This is a genomic window from Gemmatimonadales bacterium, assembly GCA_036279355.1.
Taxonomy (GTDB): Bacteria; Gemmatimonadota; Gemmatimonadetes; order Gemmatimonadales; family GWC2-71-9; genus DASQPE01.
Window position 1 is genome coordinate 35097 of the sequence record DASUJH010000004.1, and the last position, 18707, is coordinate 53803.

General features: G+C 70.9%; 17 protein-coding genes. 7 read left to right on the forward strand and 10 right to left on the reverse strand.

The window, feature by feature from the left end:
• The first annotated feature begins 2 nt into the window (after positions 1–2).
• Positions 3–1811 carry a long-chain fatty acid--CoA ligase gene (locus VFW66_00925; GenBank protein HEX5385241.1) on the forward strand — a complete coding sequence of 603 codons (1809 nt, stop codon included), beginning with the start codon at positions 3–5 and terminating at the stop codon, positions 1809–1811.
• A 20-nt stretch (positions 1812–1831) separates the two neighbouring features.
• On the opposite strand, the gene VFW66_00930 is transcribed toward VFW66_00925, so the two are convergent.
• The 5 genes from VFW66_00930 to VFW66_00950 form a co-directional block, all read right to left on the reverse strand.
• Positions 1832–2053, reverse strand: coding sequence for a hypothetical protein (locus tag VFW66_00930; GenBank protein HEX5385242.1), 222 nt, complete (start codon positions 2051–2053; stop codon positions 1832–1834).
• Positions 2054–2436: 383 nt separating this feature from the next.
• A complete protein-coding gene (locus tag VFW66_00935) occupies positions 2437–3057 on the reverse strand; it encodes a hypothetical protein (GenBank protein ID HEX5385243.1) in 621 nt (206 codons plus the stop codon).
• A gap of 25 nt (positions 3058–3082) precedes the next feature.
• Entirely contained in the window at positions 3083–3856 is a 774-nt protein-coding gene (locus VFW66_00940; GenBank protein ID HEX5385244.1) for an SDR family oxidoreductase, read from the reverse strand.
• The gene (gene folE, locus VFW66_00945; GenBank protein ID HEX5385245.1) at positions 3853–4515 is read right to left on the reverse strand and encodes a GTP cyclohydrolase I FolE; all 663 of its coding nucleotides are present in this window, start codon (positions 4513–4515) and stop codon (positions 3853–3855) included. The genes VFW66_00940 and folE overlap by 4 nt, the downstream gene beginning before the upstream one ends.
• Positions 4502–4900, reverse strand: a complete 399-nt coding sequence (locus VFW66_00950; GenBank protein ID HEX5385246.1) for a 6-carboxytetrahydropterin synthase — start codon at positions 4898–4900, stop codon at positions 4502–4504. Before VFW66_00950 ends, folE begins: the two co-directional genes overlap by 14 nt.
• Before the next feature lie 327 nt (positions 4901–5227).
• On the opposite strand from VFW66_00950, the gene VFW66_00955 reads away from it, so the two are divergent.
• Positions 5228–5368 (forward strand): hypothetical protein, encoded by a 141-nt coding sequence (locus VFW66_00955; protein HEX5385247.1) that lies wholly within the window; start codon positions 5228–5230, stop codon positions 5366–5368.
• A 25-nt stretch (positions 5369–5393) separates the two neighbouring features.
• On the opposite strand, the gene VFW66_00960 is transcribed toward VFW66_00955, so the two are convergent.
• Genes VFW66_00960 through VFW66_00975 form a run of 4 tightly spaced genes read right to left on the reverse strand, consistent with a single transcriptional unit; the run spans position 5394 to position 11167 of the window.
• Positions 5394–6617: an SLC13 family permease gene (locus VFW66_00960; protein HEX5385248.1), complete on the reverse strand. Its 1224-nt coding sequence runs from the start codon at positions 6615–6617 to the stop codon at positions 5394–5396.
• A 5-nt stretch (positions 6618–6622) separates the two neighbouring features.
• On the reverse strand, positions 6623–7582 hold the full coding sequence (locus VFW66_00965) for a GNAT family N-acetyltransferase (protein HEX5385249.1): 960 nt from the start codon (positions 7580–7582) through the stop codon (positions 6623–6625).
• Positions 7569–9989 carry an SMC family ATPase gene (locus tag VFW66_00970; protein ID HEX5385250.1) on the reverse strand — a complete coding sequence of 807 codons (2421 nt, stop codon included), beginning with the start codon at positions 9987–9989 and terminating at the stop codon, positions 7569–7571. The genes VFW66_00965 and VFW66_00970 overlap by 14 nt, the downstream gene beginning before the upstream one ends.
• The gene (locus VFW66_00975) at positions 9989–11167 is read right to left on the reverse strand and encodes an exonuclease SbcCD subunit D (protein ID HEX5385251.1); all 1179 of its coding nucleotides are present in this window, start codon (positions 11165–11167) and stop codon (positions 9989–9991) included. The genes VFW66_00970 and VFW66_00975 overlap by 1 nt, the downstream gene beginning before the upstream one ends.
• Before the next feature lie 89 nt (positions 11168–11256).
• On the opposite strand from VFW66_00975, the gene VFW66_00980 reads away from it, so the two are divergent.
• Both VFW66_00980 and VFW66_00985 read left to right on the forward strand, forming a co-directional pair.
• Positions 11257–11781, forward strand: a complete 525-nt coding sequence (locus tag VFW66_00980) for a MarR family transcriptional regulator (protein ID HEX5385252.1) — start codon at positions 11257–11259, stop codon at positions 11779–11781.
• A gap of 1 nt (position 11782) precedes the next feature.
• Positions 11783–13711 (forward strand): chloride channel protein, encoded by a 1929-nt coding sequence (locus VFW66_00985; GenBank protein ID HEX5385253.1) that lies wholly within the window; start codon positions 11783–11785, stop codon positions 13709–13711.
• Positions 13712–13728: 17 nt separating this feature from the next.
• Here the strand turns inward: VFW66_00985 and VFW66_00990 are convergent, their stop codons facing one another.
• The gene (locus tag VFW66_00990; GenBank protein ID HEX5385254.1) at positions 13729–15609 is read right to left on the reverse strand and encodes a hypothetical protein; all 1881 of its coding nucleotides are present in this window, start codon (positions 15607–15609) and stop codon (positions 13729–13731) included.
• 94 nt (positions 15610–15703) lie between these two features.
• Here VFW66_00990 and VFW66_00995 point away from each other — a divergent pair, with 94 nt between their 5' ends.
• From VFW66_00995 to VFW66_01005, 3 genes are all read left to right on the forward strand, one after another.
• Positions 15704–17404: a PQQ-binding-like beta-propeller repeat protein gene (locus VFW66_00995; GenBank protein HEX5385255.1), complete on the forward strand. Its 1701-nt coding sequence runs from the start codon at positions 15704–15706 to the stop codon at positions 17402–17404.
• Between the two features lie 68 nt (positions 17405–17472).
• The gene (locus tag VFW66_01000) at positions 17473–18123 is read left to right on the forward strand and encodes a hypothetical protein (protein ID HEX5385256.1); all 651 of its coding nucleotides are present in this window, start codon (positions 17473–17475) and stop codon (positions 18121–18123) included.
• An 88-nt stretch (positions 18124–18211) separates the two neighbouring features.
• Complete coding sequence (locus VFW66_01005; GenBank protein ID HEX5385257.1) at positions 18212–18667, forward strand: hypothetical protein; 456 nt, start codon at positions 18212–18214, stop codon at positions 18665–18667.
• Positions 18668–18707: the final 40 nt, after the last annotated feature.

Here is an 18707-nt window from a genome sequence, read left to right on the forward strand (position 1 = left end):
TCATGGCCGAGCCGCGCACCCTCACCGAGCTGTTTTTCGGCGCCATCGACGCCAACCGCGGCCGGCCGGCGGCGCTCCGCCACAAGGTGAACGGCCGCTGGGTCGACGTCAGTCACGCCGAGCTGCTGGAGCGGGTGCAGGACGTGAGCATCGGGCTCTGGGAGCAGGGCATTGCGCGCGGCGACCGGGTGGCGATCCTGTCGGAGAACCGGCCCGAGTGGGCCATTGCCGACTACGCGTGCCTTGCGCTGGGCGCGGCCGACGTACCGATCTACCCGACACTCCCCCCGAAACAGATCGAGCACCTGCTGCACGACTCAGGGGCGGTGGCCGTGTTCGTCTCGACGGCGGGGCAGCTCGCCAAGGTGGGCGAGATCCGCGCGCGGCTGCCCGCGCTCCGCGCGGTGATCGCCTTCGACGGGAACGCGGCCGGCGACGGTGCGGCCGGTGGCGAGGCAGTCCGCTTCGCCGCGCTCGCCGCGCAGGGCCGCGCGGCGCGCGAGCGGCACGCGGCCTGGCGGGACGATGCCCTCGCGATTCGCCCGGACGATCTCGCCACGCTCATCTACACCTCGGGCACGACCGGCGATCCCAAGGGCGTGATGCTCACCCACGGCAACATCGCCACGAACGTGCTGGCGGCGCTCGCGGCGCACCGGTCGATCTCGGCGGAGGACGAGTGCCTGTCGGTGCTGCCGCTCTCGCACATCTTCGAGCGGACGGTGGGTCACTACAGCATGCTGCACGCGGGCGTCGTGATCAACTACGCCACCAGTGCCGAGTCGGTCGGGGCCGAGCTCATCGAGGTGCGTCCGACGCTGCTGGCGGCGGTGCCGCGTCTCTACGAGAAGATCTTTCAGCGCGTGCTCGACGGCGCGGCCTCCGGCTCGGCGCTCACCCGTTTCGTGTTCCGCTGGGCCCGGCTCACGGGCGAGATGGTGGTGGACCACACGCTCGCGGGACGTCCGTTGCCCCCCGCTCTCGCCATACAGCAGCGGCTCGCCGACCGCCTCGTCTTCGCCAAGCTGCGCGAGCGGACCGGGGGCCGGCTGCGCATCCTCATTTCGGGTGGCGCGCCGCTCGAGCCCGGCATCATCAAGTTCTTTCACGCGGCGGGGCTGCCGATCCTCGAGGGCTACGGCCTCACCGAGACGTCCCCGGTCATCGCCGTCAACTCGCTGGACCAGATCCGGATCGGCACCGTGGGCCCGGCGTTGCGCGGTGTCGAGGTGCGGATCGCCGACGACGGCGAGATCCTCACGCGCGGCCCGCATGTCATGCGCGGCTACTACAACGATCCCGGCGCGACCGGCGCCGCGATCGACGGTGACGGCTGGTTCCATACCGGCGACATCGGGGTGCTCGACGGCGGGTTCCTCCGGATCACCGACCGCAAGAAGGACCTGATCGTGACGGCCGGGGGCAAGAACATCGCACCGCAGCCGATCGAGGCGATGGCGAAGACCAGTCCGCTCGTGGCCAACGCCGTGCTGCTCGGGGACCGCCGCAAGTTTCCGGTGATGCTGGTGGTCCCGCATATGGCGCAGCTCAAGGTGTGGGCGGCGCGTGAGGGACTCACCGCGCCGGACGATGCAACCCTGCTGGCGCTCCCGGCGGTGGTGGAGCGGATGAATCGCGAGGTGCGCGCCACCTTTCGCGACCTGGCGCCCTTCGAGACGCCGAAAAAGCTGCTCCTCCTCCCGGCCGACTTCACGATCGAGAGCGGCGAGCTCACGCCGACCCTCAAAGTGAAACGGCGGGTGGTCGAACGAAACCACGCCGCCGCGATCGAGGCGCTCTATCGCGCGTGAGCACCGCTGACGCGCGAGCGTCAGTGCTGGACGGTATCCTTCCCGACCACCCCCGAGCCCGTCTTGTTCGTGTCGACGTTCACGGTGGTCTGCCTCTGCCGCGTGACCACCGCCGTGTCCTGCGTCCGCTGCTGAGTAACGATCGTGTCTTTCGCAGTCGCGGTCTGCGTGCGTTCACGGCCGCCCGAACAGGCCACCACCGCGAACGTTGCTGCCGCCATCCCTGCAATCATGAATCGCATCGAACCCTCCGAGCTCGCCGGCGTTGAGAATGCGCATCGGTCGCGTACCACCCCTCCGTCGGGCGGCGAGGCCGTGCGATCATCGCGCTGAGTATCTCTCGCGCGGGCTCGTCCGGCGGTGAGGCCCGTCACCCCGGCCGCGGATCACGCGGTCGTGTGCGTGGGGTCACCGCGTATCGGCTTGGATCGTGATCGTTTACGGAGCACGTCGAGGCACCAGGGGATGGCCGCATGGGGTTCGAGATCATCGCAGGCGTGGTATTCGGGGTCGTGATCGCGGCCTTTGTCCTGATGCGCATCGCGAGCCGGCCCAGGCGCCGGTAGCGCGGAGGCGAGGGCAGCGCCTCGGCGGCGCAAGCCTGATTACCGTAAAGCACACGCCGTCAGCGGCGCGCCGCCACCCAGGTGTCACCCGCGCTCGCAAGCAGCTCGAGCGCCGGGGCGCCCGCACCGGCGGAGAGCGCGGGTGCGGCTCCCCGGCCCACTATTCGAAGGCCGGGCAGCGTGACCCGTGCCGCCTCGCGTTGCCACTTTGCATCACCCGCGTGCTCGGAGCCCAGCACGACCCCCCTCAGCGAGCGCGACTTGATCGGAATGATCGGCGCGCGCACCACGCTCAGCACCGGCGCCGCGTCCGCCACCTCGGCCGGTGGATTTACCGCTACGATCGCCACGCCGCGCACGAGCTCGGACAGCTCGCGCCACATCGCCGCCGCACTTCCCACGAGCGCCACGTAGCCGCCCGGACCGCCGAGGCCGAGGAAAACGTGCGCGGCGGACGCGGTGAGGGGATCGTGCGTCGTGGCCTGCGCGCGGGTGGAATCCGGTGGCGGGGCGCCCAACTCGGCCACGCCGTCGCGGACGAGAAAGGTGCGCCCGCAAACCGGGCATCCGAGCTGACCCGAGACGACCGAGCGCCGCTCCACCCGGTCCGGCAGCAGCACGAGATACCGCTCCTCGTGCTCGGCGGGGCAGCGCAGATGGTCGGTCAGCTCGATGAACATGGACGGGCGCGACGGCGCCGCGGCTCTAGACCGCCGGCTCGATCCTGAGCCAGTCGATGCGCACGTGCGCGGGGCGGGTCGCGGCCCAGACGATTGCCTGGGCCACGTCGTCCGGGCGCAGCATGGCGCGGCGCGGCAGGAAGCCGGGGCGATGGTCGGGATCGATCGGATCCCAGATGGCGGTGTCGGTCGGTCCGGGCGAGATGAGCGTGCACCGCACACCGGTGCCCCGGTACTCGGCAGCGAGCGTCTCGTGCAGCCCGCGCAGCCCGAACTTGGCGGCGGAGTAGATCGTGTTCTCGGGGTAGGCGACGTGGTCGGCGACGCTGCCGATGGTGATGAGCATGCCGCTCCCGCGTGCCCGCATCGGCGGCAGGAATCCGCGCGCGACGGCGAACGGCGCCACCAGGTTCATCATGAGCTGCCGCTCGAGCTCGGCCGGGTCGGACTGCTCGAAGGGAATCCGGTCGAACACGCCGGCGTTGTTCACCACGACGTCGGGCGCGCCGCGCTCGGCGAGCACCTGGCTGATCACCGCCGCGGTACGCGCGCGGTCGGTGAGGTCGCAGGCGAAGTCCTCGAAGCCGTCGTGGACGCCTTCGCCGGCGGCGCCACTCGCCGCGCCGCCCGCGGGCCGGCCGAGGCTCCTCGCGATGCGCACCACGCCGGCACCGGCGTCGCGCAGCGCCACCGCCGCGGCGAGCCCGATCCCGCGCGACGCGCCGGTCACCACGGCGAGCCGGCCGGCGAGCGGCCGCGGGCCGGCGGGATCCACCGTGACCGAGCCCGGCGCCGTCACTCCCCCGCGTGGTTGTGCGCGAGCCGCAGGAATTCGTCGCGGGTCTTGGAATCGTCGCGGAAAATGCCGCGGAGCGCGCTGGTCACGGTGCGCGAGTTCTGTTTCTGCACGCCGCGCATCATCATGCAGAAGTGCGCCGCCTCGATCACGACGCCCACGCCGTGCGGCTCGATGACCTCCATCACCGCGTCCGCGATCTGGTCGGTGAGGCGCTCCTGCACCTGCAAGCGCCGGGCAAAGACGTCCACGATGCGCGCGACCTTGGAGAGGCCGAGAATCTTGCCTTTCGGGATGTAGGCGACGTGGGCGCGGCCGAAGAATGGCAGCATATGGTGCTCGCAGAGCGAGTACAGCTCGATGTCGCGCACCATGATCATGCTCTGGTGCTCTTCCTCGAACACGGCGTCGCCCACCGCGTCGGCGACCGACTGGTTGTACCCCTGGGTGAGCCAGCGGAGCGATGCCTCGACCCGCTCCGGCGTCTTGAGCAGGCCCTCGCGGCCGGGGTCCTCGCCCAGGTCGGCGAGGATTTCGCGCACGTACTCGGCGAACGGCGCCGGATGCGGCGCCGGCTCCTCGGGATGGGTGATGGCAGTGCGCTCGGGGCGCGCCGCCGGGTCCGCGACCTGCTCGGCGGCCGTGGGCTCAGTGGCCTTCATAATCCACGTAGTTGCGCGGCGTCTCCCACAAGCGGAGCCGCAGGGTGAGACCGGCCGGCAGCGCGGGACAGAGCTGACGCCAGCAGACGACGGCGATGTTTTCCGCGGTGGGGATGAGCTCGGTGAACCATGGCACGTCGACGTTGAGGTTCTTGTGGTCGAGATGCCGGAGGACGCGTTCCTCGGCCAGCCGGTGCAGGTGGGTCAGGTCGAAGACGTAACCGGTGTCAGGGTCGATGTCGCCTTCGACCGTGATGTCCATCTCGTAGTTGTGGCCGTGGAAATTCGGATTGGCGCACTTCCCGTAGGTCGTACGATTCCACTCGTCAGAGTGCTCGGGGTTGTAGAGACGGTGCGCGGCGTTGAAGTGCACGCGCCGCGTCACGCTGCATCGCGGCATTGACCGGCCCGGCGGAGGTCACTCGGAAGATGGCCGGGTCGGGGGCTGGGTCAAGACGGTGGCAGGAGGAGAATGGGAACGACAACGGCGAGGATTATTGAAGCCCAATGAGAAAGCTTGGCACCCTCACCGTGACGTCTGTCTTCCCCCGTGGGGCATGACATCGGCCACAGCATGCGGGCCCATCACCGGACCTGTTGGCTCAATAACGTGGCTCGCCGCTGCCGTTCGCCGGGCATTAAGATAGAGGTCGGGTCAGGCACCGTCAACCATATTCTGCAACCATTCACCCGCACGCTCGAGGTGCGCACGATGGCGACGCTCGTGGCCGCGCTGGCCTGCTTCGCGCTCTGGATCGGATTCCTCGCCGGCGGCTCGCCCAATGGATGGATCCATGTCCCTCTCGCGCTCGGAGTGATCCTGCTGGTGCGGTGGATCGCGGTCAGGAGGTGAACGCGGGTGCGGCATCGTCGCCGCCTTATCCGAGCAGCACCAGCGCCGCAATGCCCCACGCGAGCGTGACGAGCGTCACGGGAACGCCGGCGCGGGCATACTCCCAGTAGCCGATCCGCACGCCGCGCGCCTCCGCCCGCTCGGCCACGATCAGGTTCGCCACCGAGCCGATCAGGAGCAGATTGCCCGCGAAGGTCGCGCTCAGCGCCATCACCTGCCATACGAGCCGCGGGTGCGGCAGCGCCGGCACCACCGTGCGCCAGAGCAGCACGGCGGGCACGTTGCTGATCAGGTTCGAGAGCACTACCATCACGCCGCTTACGGCGAGTGCGGTCGTCCAGCGACCGCCGAGCGCGATCTCCTGCGCCCCGCGGTCGCTGATGAACGCGAGCGCGCCCGAGCGCTCGAGCCCCCGCATCACCACGAAGAGTGCCGCGAAGAAGAGCAGCAGCGACCACTCCACCCGCGCGAGCGCCGGCGTCGGGTCGCGCCGCGCGAGTGCCAGCATCAGCGCGCCCGCCGCAATCGCGACGAGGGGCAGGCTGGCCCCGGCGAGCCACGCCGCGACCGCGACCGCAAAGATCGCGAGCGCAGTGATGACGAGCGGGCGGTCGAGCGGCGGCGGCGCGGGGCGCGGGATGTCGCCGAACGGCTTGCCCAACTCGGCCCGGTAAATCCAGAGCAGCATGCCGCAGGTGATCGCGAGGCCGCCCGCCACCGCCGGCAGCATCCGCAGCGCGAACGCGCCGAAGCCGATGCCGCTCCAGATCCCGATCAGCATGTTCTGCGGGTTGCCCACGATGGTGAGCGCCGAGCCGACGTTGGCGCCCATGGCGAGGGCGACGAGATACGGCGTCGGCCGCACGCCCAGTGGCAGGAGCGCGGCGAGCAGCACCGGGGTGAACACGAGGCATACGGTGTCGTTCACGAAGAGCGCCGAGAGGAGCCCCGCGCCGACTATCACGAGCACGAGGAGCGCGCGCGGCGTGCGCGCCCGCCGCAGCAGCCAGTCCGCCGCCGCGCTGAAGAACCCACCCGCGTCGAGGTGGCCCACCAGGATCATGAGCCCGAGCAGGAACACCATGACGTCGAGGTCGACGGCGCGGTACGCCTCGTCGAGCGGCAGCCCGCCGAGCGTGACCATGGCGACCGCGCCGATGAGCGCCGCCGCTGGCCGGTTGAGGTGCAGCCAGCTCACCCGCTGCACCGCAATGAGGAAGTAGGTGACCGCGAAGATCGCGAGCGCCACGCCCGTCAGATTTCCCAGTTCGACAGGACGATGCCAGCCCGCGGCCCCGCCTGCGCATGCCCGCGAAGGATCATGCGGAGGTCGGTCCAGTGGACCCGGAAGCCTTGCTCCGTGAGATGGTGATAGACCTCGGCGTAGGCGGTCTGGCAGCGGATGGCGAGCCGCCGCGCGCGCTCGAGTTGGGCGGCGCGGTGGACGGCCTCGAGCGCGCGGTCCACGTCGTCGAGCGTTTCGGCCACGAGCTTCAAGACCCGCACTTCGTCCTTGGGCCGCCCCACCGCGAGCGGCGCCGAGTGCCAGAGCGCGAACCCGGTGATCCGCCCATCGCGCCGCACGATGCAGGTATCGCCCACGCGCAGCTCGTGGGTGAGCTGCAGCTCGCGGGTGAAGTCGATGCCCGGCGCCACCCGCTCGGTGAGCGCGCGGCACTCGGCCAGGCGGGCGGGAAGCGCGGTACCGGCCTCGGAGAGCCGCTCGCCGACGTCGCCCGGGCGGCGCGCGACGTCGCGGATCAGCGTGATCGTGAGATGGCCGGGGATGAAGCCAAGCCGGCTGTAGAACCCGATGTTCTCGACGGTGCGCGGCATGGTCTCGAGACCGATGGTGCGGGCGCCCTGTGACTTGAGCCAGTCGACGCCGGCCTGCACCATCGTGGAGCCGAGCCCCTCGCCCTGCCGGTCGGGGCGCACGGCAAGCGGCCCCATCCATCCCTCGCTGCCCGACCGGTGGACCACGTTGAAGCCGACGAGCTGGCCCTCGGCGTCGCGCCAGACCATGGCGCCGTCGCCGGCGTCCTCCAGTGCGTACCGCCAGATCGCGGGATTCAACTGCGGCACCCGCACGCCGACGAGGCCGTCGCGGCTGTAGCGGTCGGTGAACGCCTCCGCGAAGACGCGGTTGAGCGGGTCCACGTCGCGCAGCGTCGCGCGGTCGGGGCCGCGGACGCTCCGGTCAGGCCGCCACATCGATATCGCCCCCCGCGTCCTCCTGCACCACGGCCACCCCCTTGGCCATGTCGTACCCCACCCGGATCACCCGATCGAAGCCTTCGCGCACCGATTCGACGTGGGTGATGAGAATAACCTGCGGGAATCGGTCGGCCAGACTCCGCAGCAGCTCGACCACCGCCGCCCGGCGGTCCTCGTCCAGCGAGCCGAAGATTTCGTCGAGGACGAGGAGCGACAGCGGCTGCCCCGCCCGCTCGGCGATCATCTGGCTGATTGCGAGCCGCAGCGCCAGGTTGGCCACGTCCTCCTCACCGCCCGAGATGACGGTCCGGGGCTCGCCGCCGTCGAGCAGCCTGCCGCCGTAGTCCTCGTCCAGCTCCAGCTCGGTGTACCGCCCGCGGGTGAGATCGTTGACGAAGCCGGAGGCAAGCTCGGAGAGGTCGGGCCGAAGCGTGGCGTTGAGGTCGGTCCGCAGCTCGTTGAGCGCGCGGTCCAGCTCCTGGTGCAGCGCGTAGTCGGCTGCCGCGATCTTCGCTTCGGCTTCGCGCGCGGCCCGCTCGGCGCGGCGGCATGCCACGCCCTCCGCCGCCTCCGCCGCCGCCGCCTGCTCGGCGCGCGCGCGGACGAGTGCCAGCTCGGTATCGCGCCGCTCGCGCTCGGCGGTTTGCTCGGCATCGCGTGCGGCGCGGTATGCGGACTCGTCGTAGCTCAACTCGGCGATCCGCGCACGCAGTGTCGCGACCTTTTCCGCCGCGTGGCCGGCTGCCACGCGCGCCTCCGCCAGCTCGGCCGCAAGCGCCGTGGCGCGCTCTGCGGTACCGCGGACCCGCTCCGCCTGCAGCGCGAGCGGCTCCAGCGCCTCCATCCGGCGCTGAATCTCGTCGTGCCGCGCGCGATCGTAGCCGCCGGGGAGCCGCGCGAGCGCGGCCTCGAGCTCGCGCACGCGCGCCGCCAGCGAATCGCGCTCCGCCACGAGCGCGGCCGCGTCCCGCCGCTCGGCGGCGAGCCGCCCCGAGTCGGCCGCCGCCGCGCCCAGCTCCTGCTCGAGCGCGAGGCGCCGCCCGTCGGCCTCGACCAGCGCGGGCGGCTCCTGCGCGAGCTGCTCGATGCGATGCTTGTAGAAGTTGCCGTGATACACCACCTCGTCGAGCTGGCGGTCGAGCACGCCGAGCACCGTCTCGAACTCGTCGCCGAGCGGGCGGGCGCAGGTGGGGCAGTCGCCCTCGCGCCCGGCGGCCACGATCCGCTCGCGCTGCTGCTTGAGCTCGTGAAACTGATCCAGCAAACCCTTCCGCTTGGTCTGCGCGTCCTGCGCGTCGCGCACCCATACGGTGCGCTGCTCCTCCGCCTCGAGCGTGCTCGCGGCGAGTGCAGCGCGGATCTCGGCCACGCGCGCCGCTGCGCCCGCCACCGCGTCGGGCGCGGGGAGGCGGGCGTGCCGCTCGTCGAGCGCCGCGGACCGGGCGTTGAGCTCCACGAGCTGCGCCTCGATCTGCCGGCGCATGGCAAAGGCGTCCGCGCCGGCGCGCAACTGCGCCGCTTCGTCCCGGAGCGCGGCCAGCGGCTCCAGGTCGTGCCACAGCTCCTCCAGACGGGCGCGCGCCGCGGTCGCCTCCGCCACCTGATGATCCAGCCGTTCGACGCGCTCGGCGGCGGCTTCCGCTGCGTGCTCGCCGATCCGCCGCTCGGTCTCGAGCGCGAGCGCGCGGTCGCGGAGCTGCTGCAGGCGCTCCGAGTGAGGCCGGGCTTCGGCCAGACGCGCCGCGGCAGATTCGGCGGCCGACACCGCCGACGCACTGGCCGACGTGGCCGCCGCGAGCCGCGCCGTCGCTCGCTCGGCTTCCGCCTCGAGCGCCGCCGGGTCCGCAAGGCTCGACCGGAGGGCCTCGTGCCGCGCGCGCAGCGCCGAACGCTTCTCCCGGAGCCGCTCCTGCGCCTTGCTGATCCGCTCGTACCCGAGCACGCGGGAAAGGAACTGGGCCCGCTCGGCGGATTTCATCGCCGCCATCACCGCGAGCTCCTTCTGCCCGGTGAAGTAGGTGTTGAAGAACTCGTCGCGGGTCATGCCCAGGAGCCGGGTGATGCGCTCGGTCACGGCGTTGACGCTGTTGGCGATCGGCGCGGGCTCGCCGTCCTGGTACAGCTCGGCGTTGAAGAGGCTGCGAACGACGCGATAGCGGTGCCGCCCGAGCGAAAACTCCAGCTCCACTTCGACCCGGGAGCGGGGCGGCGCGCCGCGCCGCTTGATCGAGTCGCGGCCGCCGCGCGCCGCGGTCGCACCATACATCGCCCAGGCAATCGCCTCGAGCAGCGTCGTCTTCCCCGCCCCATTCGGGCCCACGATGCCGGTGAGCCCGGCACCGAAATCCAGCTCGGTCAGCTCGTGCTGGCGGAAGTTGACGAGGCGCAGGCGGTGGATCTGCATCAGGTGGCCGCCGCGTCGCGCTCGACCGCGTCGATCAGCTCGACGCCGGTGCGCACGAATGTCTCGCGGTCGATCTCGGCCGGGAGCACCCGGCGGCCGAGATAGGCGCGCACCAGCTCCGGCAGCGTCTGGCGCCGGCCTGGCGCGCCCACGCCGACGGTTTCGCGCACTTCGGGGCGCCGGACGTCGAGGTTGAGATGGAGCGCCTCGGCCTTCCGGGCGCGGATCGCGGTGTGGTCGAGCGCGCGGGCCACGTGGCGCGGCACGTCGAGCACCCGAAGCCGCACGACCGCGTCGGTGATGCCGCCGGGAGCGCAGGCCAGCGCGTCGGCGATGGCGACGTCGAGCGCGGCGGCGCTCATACCTTCGCCCCTGATCGGCGGGAGATCGAGCACGCGGCGTACCGGCGGCACCAGCCGGGGCTCCACGGTGCCGCTCTCGAGCTCCACCAGCAGCCATCCCTTGCCGGCCGTGCCAAGGCGCCGCTCATCCTCCAGCTCACCCCAGAGATTCGGGCTCACGTAGTCGAGCGCTCCGGCGTACCACGCGCGCGGCGCCACCTCGTGCCGAACGTGATAGTGGCCGAGCGCGACATAGCTCCAGGCACCCGCCATAATCTCGCTCGGGGCGACGGCGGCGCCGCCGTACTCGAGGGCGGCCCGGTCCGCGGGGAGCACGCCCTCGACCTCTCCATGCAGCAGCAGCACCTGATGCCGCTCACCACCTTCGGGGGCGAGCGCCGGCCGCTCGCCGGCGGCAAGCGCCTGATGGGGAATGGCGAGCACGCTCAGGTCGAGCGCAGGGTAGACGAGCCGCCGTGCTTCGTCGGCAGCGACGTCGATTCCGAGCTCGGCGAAAAGGCGGAGGATCGAGCCGGTCTCGGCCGAGCGCGGCGTGTCGTGGTTACCGGCGATGAGCACGATGGGCGCGCCGGGGAGGGCTTCGCGCAACCGCTGGAACTGGCGGAAGGCGAAGACGATGGCCGCGTTGGTCGGCCGCACCGAGTGGAAGAGGTCTCCGGCCATGAGCACGGCGTCGGGGCGCGCCTCGATGACGCCGTCCACCGCCGCCCGGAATGCGTTGGCGACGTCGGCCTCACGCTGGTTGATGCCGGACGGGGTCTGCCGGTGATATTGCCGGACCCCGAGGTGGGGATCGGCGATGTGGGCGAGCTTCACGGGTGGAGAATGGCGGGATCGGGCGTCGCTCGCAAGGCGTTCGCGCGGCATAACTTGCGCTTACGGGTCCGGGTAAGTAGCGTACGCCCATGGGCTCCCAAACTTCGCTCGATCGACACGGCACGACGGCGGTACTCGACGGGCTGCGCCGGATCGTGCAGACGCTCCGGCTCTCGAGCGTCAAGGCGCAGCGCGCCACCGGCCTGAGCGGCGCGCAGCTCTTCGTCCTGCAGCAGCTTGCCGAGGCGCCGGCCCAGTCGCTCAACGATCTGGCCGAGCGCACCCGCACCCATCAGAGCTCGGTGTCAGTGATCGTCACCCGGCTGGTGGGGCGTGGGCTCGTCTCGCGCCGGCGCTCACCGGAGGACGCCCGGCGCCTGCTCCTCGAGCTGTCTCCGGGCGGCCACGCATTGCTCGCCGACGCACCCGAAACGGCGCAGGGTCGCCTCCTCGAGGCGCTCGAGGGATTGCCGGCGCGCTCGCTCCGGCCGCTCGGCGCCAGTCTCCACCTGATCGCCGATGCGCTCGGCGGTGGCTCCCCGGGCGGCCCACCCGAGCTCTTCTTCGAACCGCCGCACGGCGGTCGGCGGTCACACCGCCAGAAAGGCCGCTGACGTGCCGGACCACGAAGCGAGCCGCGCCTCGACCACGGGCGGCTTGCCAGTCGCGCCCGCGCTCGGGCCCGCCCTCGACCAACTCCGCTTTCCGCACGAGGAGACAGGCGCCAACCGGCGCCTGCTCGAGGTATCGGCGCTCTCGATCGTGATCGGCCTGGGGGGCGCGCTGTCGGCCGAAATCCTCGTCCGGCTCATCGCGCTGATCACCAACATTTCGTTCTACGGGCGCTGGTCGGTCACCAGAGTTTCTCCCTCTGACCATCTGCTCGGGCTCTGGGTCGTGCTGGTGCCGATCGTGGGCGGCCTCATCGTGGGTGTCATGGCCCGCTACGGCTCGCCCGCCGTTCGCGGGCACGGCATTCCCGAGGCGATGGAGCGGGTGCTCTTCGCCGAGAGCCGCATCGCGCCGCGCATCATGCTGCTGAAGCCGCTCTCGGCGGCCGTATCGATCGGCACCGGCGGCCCGTTCGGCGCCGAGGGACCGATCATCGCGACCGGCGGCGCGCTGGGCTCGGTCATCGGCCAGTTCCTCAAGATCACGGCGGACGAACGCAAGACGCTCCTCGCGGCGGGTGCCGCGGCCGGCATGGCGGCCATCTTCTCGGCGCCGGTATCGGCGGTGCTGCTCGCGGTCGAGCTGCTGCTCTTCGAGTATCGCCCGCGGTCAATCATTCCGGTGGCGCTCGCGAGCGCCACCGCGACCGCGGCGTGGATGGTATTCCACGGGCCGCAACCGGTGTTCGCGATGTCAAACCTGGCGCAGCCAAGCTGGCAGGCGCTGGTGTCGTACCTGGTGCTCGGCGCGATCGTGGGCGTGGCCTCGGTGTTCGTCACCCGGAGCGTGTACGCGGTGGAGGATGCCTTCGAGCGGCTGCCGATCCACTGGATGTGGTGGCCGGCCATCGGCGCGGTCGCGGTCGGCGTGCTGGGCTACATCCAGCCCGACATTCTGGGCGTAGGGTACGACAACATCCGCGAGGTGCTGAACGGCGCGATCGTCGGGAAGGCGCTCGTGCTGCTCGTCGTCCTCAAGTTCATCTCATGGACGGTGGCACTCGGCAGCGGCACGTCCGGCGGTACGCTGGCGCCGTTGTTCACCATCGGCGGCGGACTCGGCCTCGTGCTCGGGCGCCTCGTGTCGGGCTGGGCGCCGGGGCTCGGCATCGATTCCAGGATCGCGGCGCTCGTTGGCATGGCGGCGATGTTCGCGGGGGCGTCGCGCGCGCTGCTCACCTCGATCGTGTTCGCCTTCGAGACTACCCGGCAGCCGCTCGGCCTGATGCCCCTGCTCCTCGGGTGCAGCGCGGCCTATATCATTTCGCTCGCTGGCATGCGCAACTCGATCATGACCGAGCGGCTGGCGCGGCGCGGCGCCCCGATCCGCACCGACTACGCGGTGGACTACCTCACCCGGCTGCTGGTGCGCGAAGTCGTGGCGCCCGGTCTCGTCACGGTCGCGGCCAATGACACCATCGAGAAGGTGCGCGAGTGGATCGCGGAAGGCACGCCCGAGTCGCAGCACCACGGGTATCCGGTGGTGGACGGCGCCGGCACGCTGATCGGAGTAGTGACGCTGCGCGACATCGCCAATCCGAAGGTCGACCCGAACGCGCCGGTTGCGTCGGTCATCCGGCGGCCGCCGGCCGTGATCTACGAGGACAACACCCTGCGCGAGGCGGCCGACCACATGGTGGAGGAGGGAGTGGGCCGGCTGGTGGTGGTGAAGCGCGAGGCGCCGTGGCAGATGCTGGGGCTCATCTCGCGGAGCGACCTGCTCGAGGCGCACCGCTCACGGCTTGCGGCGCGCCGGGCCGGGCGGACGCTTGACATCCGGACGACGGCGGCGCGATTCGGGCTCGAGTGGGGGCACGTGCCGGCGGAACCGGCGGCGCGGGCGCAGGAGAATGGGGGGGAGCGGAAGGGGTAGCAGCGCTCCCGCACCCCTCACCCCCCATACGGATCCTCCCCCGCCCACACCGGCGGCACGCCGCGCCGCGTGCCCGCGGTCTCGGCGCTCACTCGCCGGCCCAGACATCTCCGGAAGTACGCCTCCACATCATCCGGCCGCTCGCGCCGAGCGGCGGAGAGCGCGCGGCGCACCTCGTCTTCGCGGCGGCCGTCGATCAGCGCGCGGATCGCGTCGCCCGAAACGCGCCGATCCATCGCCTCGAGCTGCCGTACCACCGCGTCCGCAAACGGCAGGTCGGCCGCGGGCGGAAAGCGCTCCACGCCGTCGCGGCCGGAGAGCACCGCGGGCCGCGGAAAGCGCACGAAGATCGGCTGGGTGAAATGCGGATGCCTCACCATGAGCTCGCCCTTGGGGAGCGTCGCGAGCTTGAGCCGAGTGGCGGGTGAGAGCGTGGCGTAGCCGGGCGTCGCCAGCTCGTCGACGTCCATCCGGCCGAACAGCGCCGTGCCCGCGTTGCCCACCACCCGCCGCTGCACCTGCGAGCGAAACTGCTGCGCCGAGAAGAGCACGAGGCCCAGGTAGCGGCCGCGCTCGGAGAGGTCGAGCAGCATCTTTCGCACGTAAGTGTCGGGTCCGTCGCCCGGCGCGTACTTGTTGAGCTCGTCCACGAACACGACGACGTGGTCCACACCAAGGTCTCGCCGCTCCAGGTGCTCGCGCAGCTTGGAGACGACGCGCGCGAAGACGAGATCCTGCGCCAGCGGATCGAGCCCTGCCACGTCGATCGCGTACAGGCTCCGATCCTCGAACGCGCCCCACGGAAGATCGTTCGCCGCGCCGTCGTCGGTGACGAGGCCCTTGGATCGCGTCGCGATGTTGCCCAGCCGGTTGCGGATCTTGCGAATCGTGGCGAGATGATGGGTGCGCCACACCTCCCCGCCCTTCCCCAGCACCTCCATGAACTGAAAGATGCAGCGGAAGAACTCCTCCAGGTCGGCGAAGGTCTGCACCCGAAATGGCTTCGGGCGCAGCATGTCGTCCTGATACTCCCGGTCCACCACCCGCTCGGCCAGGAAGTCGATGAACGCGTCGGCCTTGGCGTCCACATCGTCGCGGTTGAGCACCACCTCGGCATAATCGAGCACTTCGCGGAGACCCCAGACGAGCGGCTGGGTGTTGGCCGCAAGATCCTCGTGCCTCCGGAGCGTGTTGAGGTTGACCCCGTCGGGCTTGAACGGCGCGAAGTAGTGCACGCGCGAAAACGGCTCGGGCCGGAGACCGAGACGCGCGTAGAGCCGGCGGTCGTCTTCGGAGATCTCGCCCGGCCGGTCGAGAAAGCAGAGGTCGGGACCCTTCACGTTGAGGCAGACGGCGGCGATGCTGCCCTTCCGCGCGGGAAACGTCTGGAAAATGCTCGAGAGTAGAAATTCCACCGCGCTCGTCTTGGTGGCGAGGCCGGACACGCCGCTGATGTTGAGGTGCGCCGCCTCGGGGCCGAGCAGGAAGTCGCAGTCGAGATGGACGGGGGCGTCGAGCCCGCCCGCGGCGTAGACGCCGATGGGCACGCCGGTGGCCCGCTCGGCGGCGGTGTACGACTCCATGCGAAGCGCGAGTCGCACGTCGTCATCGGTGGCGAGGTGCACGGCGCCAAGCGGCACGGGCTCGAGCGGCTCCTCGGGGAGCTGACGGAGCACGGCGGCCAGGAAGAGGCGGACCTCGTCGGCCGATGCCGCTGGATCCGGGTAGGCCGCGGCGTCGGTGACGACGGCGTACACCGTGCGGGCCGCGCCGGCAGCGTCGACGCGTACGACGGCCCCGATGCCCACGGCCGCGCCTCGCGCGGCGCGGAACCAGAACTGGTGCGGCGTGGCGGGCTTCAATTCCGTGGCCACCACGCGGCCGATGGAGTCGGGCATGGCGGGAGTATGCACCACAAACGCGCGGCCGTAAACGGCGCGCGTGTGATTCGGATCATGGCGAGCGGGGCATGCCGGGCCGCGGATTGGCAGCATGAGCATCGTGGGTCCCCGGGTACGCGCGCTGGGCGGCGTCCTCCTTCTCGCCGCCACCGCCTGCTCCGGCCTGAGCTTCCTCAAGGCCCCGGCGGTTCCCCGCCCGCTCGGCCCGCACGGTACCGAGGAGGGGCCGGCGCCGCTCGCGGCACCGCTCCCCGCCACACCGGATCCGCGCACCGACTGGGGCGCCTACAACAACAGCTACGACGGCCTTCGCTACTCACCGCTCACCCGGATCACGCCCGCCACCGCGGCATCGCTGCAGCCGGTCTGCCGCTTCGAGCTGCACGAGCGGGCCGCGATGGAGACCGGCCTCGTCGAAGTCGGCGGCACGATCTTCGTCGCCACGCCCAAGAACACCTACGCCTTCGACGCGGCCACCTGCGCGCTCCGCTGGAAGCACCACTACGACTACTCGCCCGAGCCGCCGTTCGACCTCAAGGTGAACCGCGGCGTGGCCTATCTGGACGGGCGGGTGTTCCGCGGCGCCAACGACGGCCGGGTGTACGCGCTCGATGCGCGCACCGGCAAGATGCTCTGGAACGTGGTCGCGGGTGACCCCCACGTGGGCGAAACCTTTCCCGCAGCACCGGTGGCCTGGCACGGGCTCGTGTTCATCGGCAACGCGGGCGGCGACAACTTCAACGTCACCGGCCGGATGATGGCGTTCGACGCGCGCACCGGCCAGCGGATCTGGACCGCGTCGCTGTTACCGCGGTCGGGCCCCGCCAACTTCACCTGGCCGCCGGCCACCGAAGTGTTCCCCAAGGGCGGCGGCGCCACCTGGACCTCGTACGCCATCGACACGGCCGCGGGCCTCGTGTACGTCCCAACCGGCAACGCGGCGCCCGACTTCCTCTCCAACGTGCGCCCCGGCCGCAACGAGCACGCGTATTCCGTGGTGGCGCTCGACGCGCACACCGGCCTCATCCGGCGGACCTACCAACTCCTGAAGCACGACTTTCACGACTGGGACGTGGCCGCGCCGCCCGCGCTCGTCACCACGCGCGGTGGGCGCCGGCTCATCGTCGAGGGCGGAAAGGACGGTCATCTTTATGGCATCGATCCCGCAAGCGGTGAGTTTGCATTCAAGACTCCGGTCGCCACGATCGAAAACGCAGACGCGCCGCTCACGCCCGAGGGGACGCGGTACTGCCCCGGCGTGGACGGCGGGGTCGAGTGGAACGGTGCCGCGATTTCACGCGAGACCAACCTGGCCTACGTGCCGTCGATCGATTGGTGCAGCACCGTCAAGATCGAACCCGCCCAGAAGCTGCTCGGCAAGACAGGGATTCCCTGGACCGGCTCGGCCGAGCTCAAGCACCCCTTCGGCACGTTCGACAAGACGCGGCGCGGGTGGCTCACGGCGGTCGATCTGGACGACGGCCGCGTCGCGTGGCGCTACGCCTCGCCGACGCCGCTCGTGGCGGGGGTAACCACGACGGCGGGCGGCGTGGTGATGACGGGCGACCTGAACGGCGAGTTCCTCGTGTTCGACGCGCACGATGGTCACGAGGTCTACCGCTATTCGACCGGCCAGCCGATCGGTGGCGGCGTGATTTCCTACGCGGTCGACGGGCGCCAGTACGCGGCCGTCGCAGCCGGCCTCGACGCGCCGCGCACCTGGCAGATCGAGAGCAGCCCGGCCACGGTGGTCGTGTTCGGGCTTGGGGCCGGCGGCGCGCCGGCTCCGTGACGGGCCGCACCGCAGGTTGAGCTCTCGCGTCGTATCCTTTCCGGTCCCAACAACCGAGGCGTATCACGATGTCGCAACGTCTTGCAATGGCCGGGCGTCGGCTGCTGACCGGCGCGGCGCTGGGGGTGCTCGCCGCCTGCGCCGGCAATAGCCTGCGGCTCCCGAACGACCAGGACACCGGCTACCGGCAGCGCGCGGCGACCGACCGCCAGATGAACGCGTGCCGCGACGAAGTGCTCCACCGCTACGGCGAGCTCAGGTCGGGCGACGTGACGGTCGAGGGCGGCCAGGAGGAGTCGAACGGCGAAGGCGCCCGGGTGGGCTGGACCACGCGCGGCGGCGGCTCAGGCAATTGCCTGGTGAGCGCCGATGGCGCCATCCTCGCATTCAACGAGGAGCAGAGCCCGTACGCGACGGGCGGCGGGTATGGCAACGACAACGGGTACGAGAACAACGGGACCTACGGCGACACGGTGAGCAACGGCGGCTTCATCAACCCGAGCGAGACGGGGCCGAACAGCCTGCTCACGCGACAGGGCGAAACCTGCCGTGACGAGGTCGCCCGTCGCCTCGACGTCCCCGGCGAAGATGTGACGATCCGACCCGGCCAGCGCCAGGAGAACGACGCGACGGTGATCAATTGGCAGATGGGCAACGCATTAGGCTCCTGCCTGGTGGACGGCCAGGGCGAACTGGTGCAGTTCAGAAGGAACACGTAGCCCCGCGGTTTGGGTGTTGGGCGGGTTTGAGGGTCGGTTGACGGAGCAGGCGTATGCTTGGCGCCAACCATACCCTCGGAGCCCGCCCATGTCGGTCCTCGGTCTTTCGCGCGGACGCGCACTCGCGTTTCTCGTCCTTGGTGGGGCGCTTGCCGCCGGCGGCCTCACGGCATGCGGCGGCGACGCCGCCGGCCCGACGCCCGAAGTGGCAGGAACCTATCACGCCACCCGATTTACCGTCTCGAGCGGCGGCACCGAGACCGACCTGCTCGCCAAAGGCGGCAGCCTCGTGCTCGAGCTTACCCAGGATGGGAGCGCGGTGGCCGGCACCGTGCGCGGGACGCTCGTTCTCCCGGCCGAGGCGGGTGGCCCCGCCACCATCGACATGGCCGGCCGGTTCAGCATTGCGGCCACGACCGTCCGCTTCTTTCAGGATGCCGACACCTTCGTGCGGTCGGTCGACTGGACCCTTGCCGGCAGTGATTTGAAGACGTCGCTCACCGCCGGCGAAGAGACACTTTTGGTCGTGCTCACGCGAGATTGAGCGAGGAACCGCGTCCTGCCGTAACACGCCGCGCCGCAAG

What these genes read in the sequence shown, in the direction of transcription:
- VFW66_01005 (HEX5385257.1), top strand. Translation starts at nt 18,212, where the DNA reads ATGTCGGTCCTCGGTCTTTCGCGCGGACGCGCACTCGCGTTTCTCGTC.
- VFW66_00930 (HEX5385242.1), bottom strand. Translation starts at nt 2,053, where the DNA reads ATGCGATTCATGATTGCAGGGATGGCGGCAGCAACGTTCGCGGTGGTG.
- VFW66_01000 (HEX5385256.1), top strand. Translation starts at nt 17,473, where the DNA reads ATGTCGCAACGTCTTGCAATGGCCGGGCGTCGGCTGCTGACCGGCGCG.
- VFW66_00980 (HEX5385252.1), top strand. Translation starts at nt 11,257, where the DNA reads ATGGGCTCCCAAACTTCGCTCGATCGACACGGCACGACGGCGGTACTC.
- VFW66_00970 (HEX5385250.1), bottom strand. Translation starts at nt 9,989, where the DNA reads ATGCAGATCCACCGCCTGCGCCTCGTCAACTTCCGCCAGCACGAGCTG.
- VFW66_00935 (HEX5385243.1), bottom strand. Translation starts at nt 3,057, where the DNA reads ATGTTCATCGAGCTGACCGACCATCTGCGCTGCCCCGCCGAGCACGAG.
- VFW66_00965 (HEX5385249.1), bottom strand. Translation starts at nt 7,582, where the DNA reads ATGTGGCGGCCTGACCGGAGCGTCCGCGGCCCCGACCGCGCGACGCTG.
- VFW66_00955 (HEX5385247.1), top strand. Translation starts at nt 5,228, where the DNA reads ATGGCGACGCTCGTGGCCGCGCTGGCCTGCTTCGCGCTCTGGATCGGA.
- folE (HEX5385245.1), bottom strand. Translation starts at nt 4,515, where the DNA reads ATGAAGGCCACTGAGCCCACGGCCGCCGAGCAGGTCGCGGACCCGGCG.
- VFW66_00995 (HEX5385255.1), top strand. Translation starts at nt 15,704, where the DNA reads ATGAGCATCGTGGGTCCCCGGGTACGCGCGCTGGGCGGCGTCCTCCTT.
- VFW66_00925 (HEX5385241.1), top strand. Translation starts at nt 3, where the DNA reads ATGGCCGAGCCGCGCACCCTCACCGAGCTGTTTTTCGGCGCCATCGAC.
- VFW66_00990 (HEX5385254.1), bottom strand. Translation starts at nt 15,609, where the DNA reads ATGCCCGACTCCATCGGCCGCGTGGTGGCCACGGAATTGAAGCCCGCC.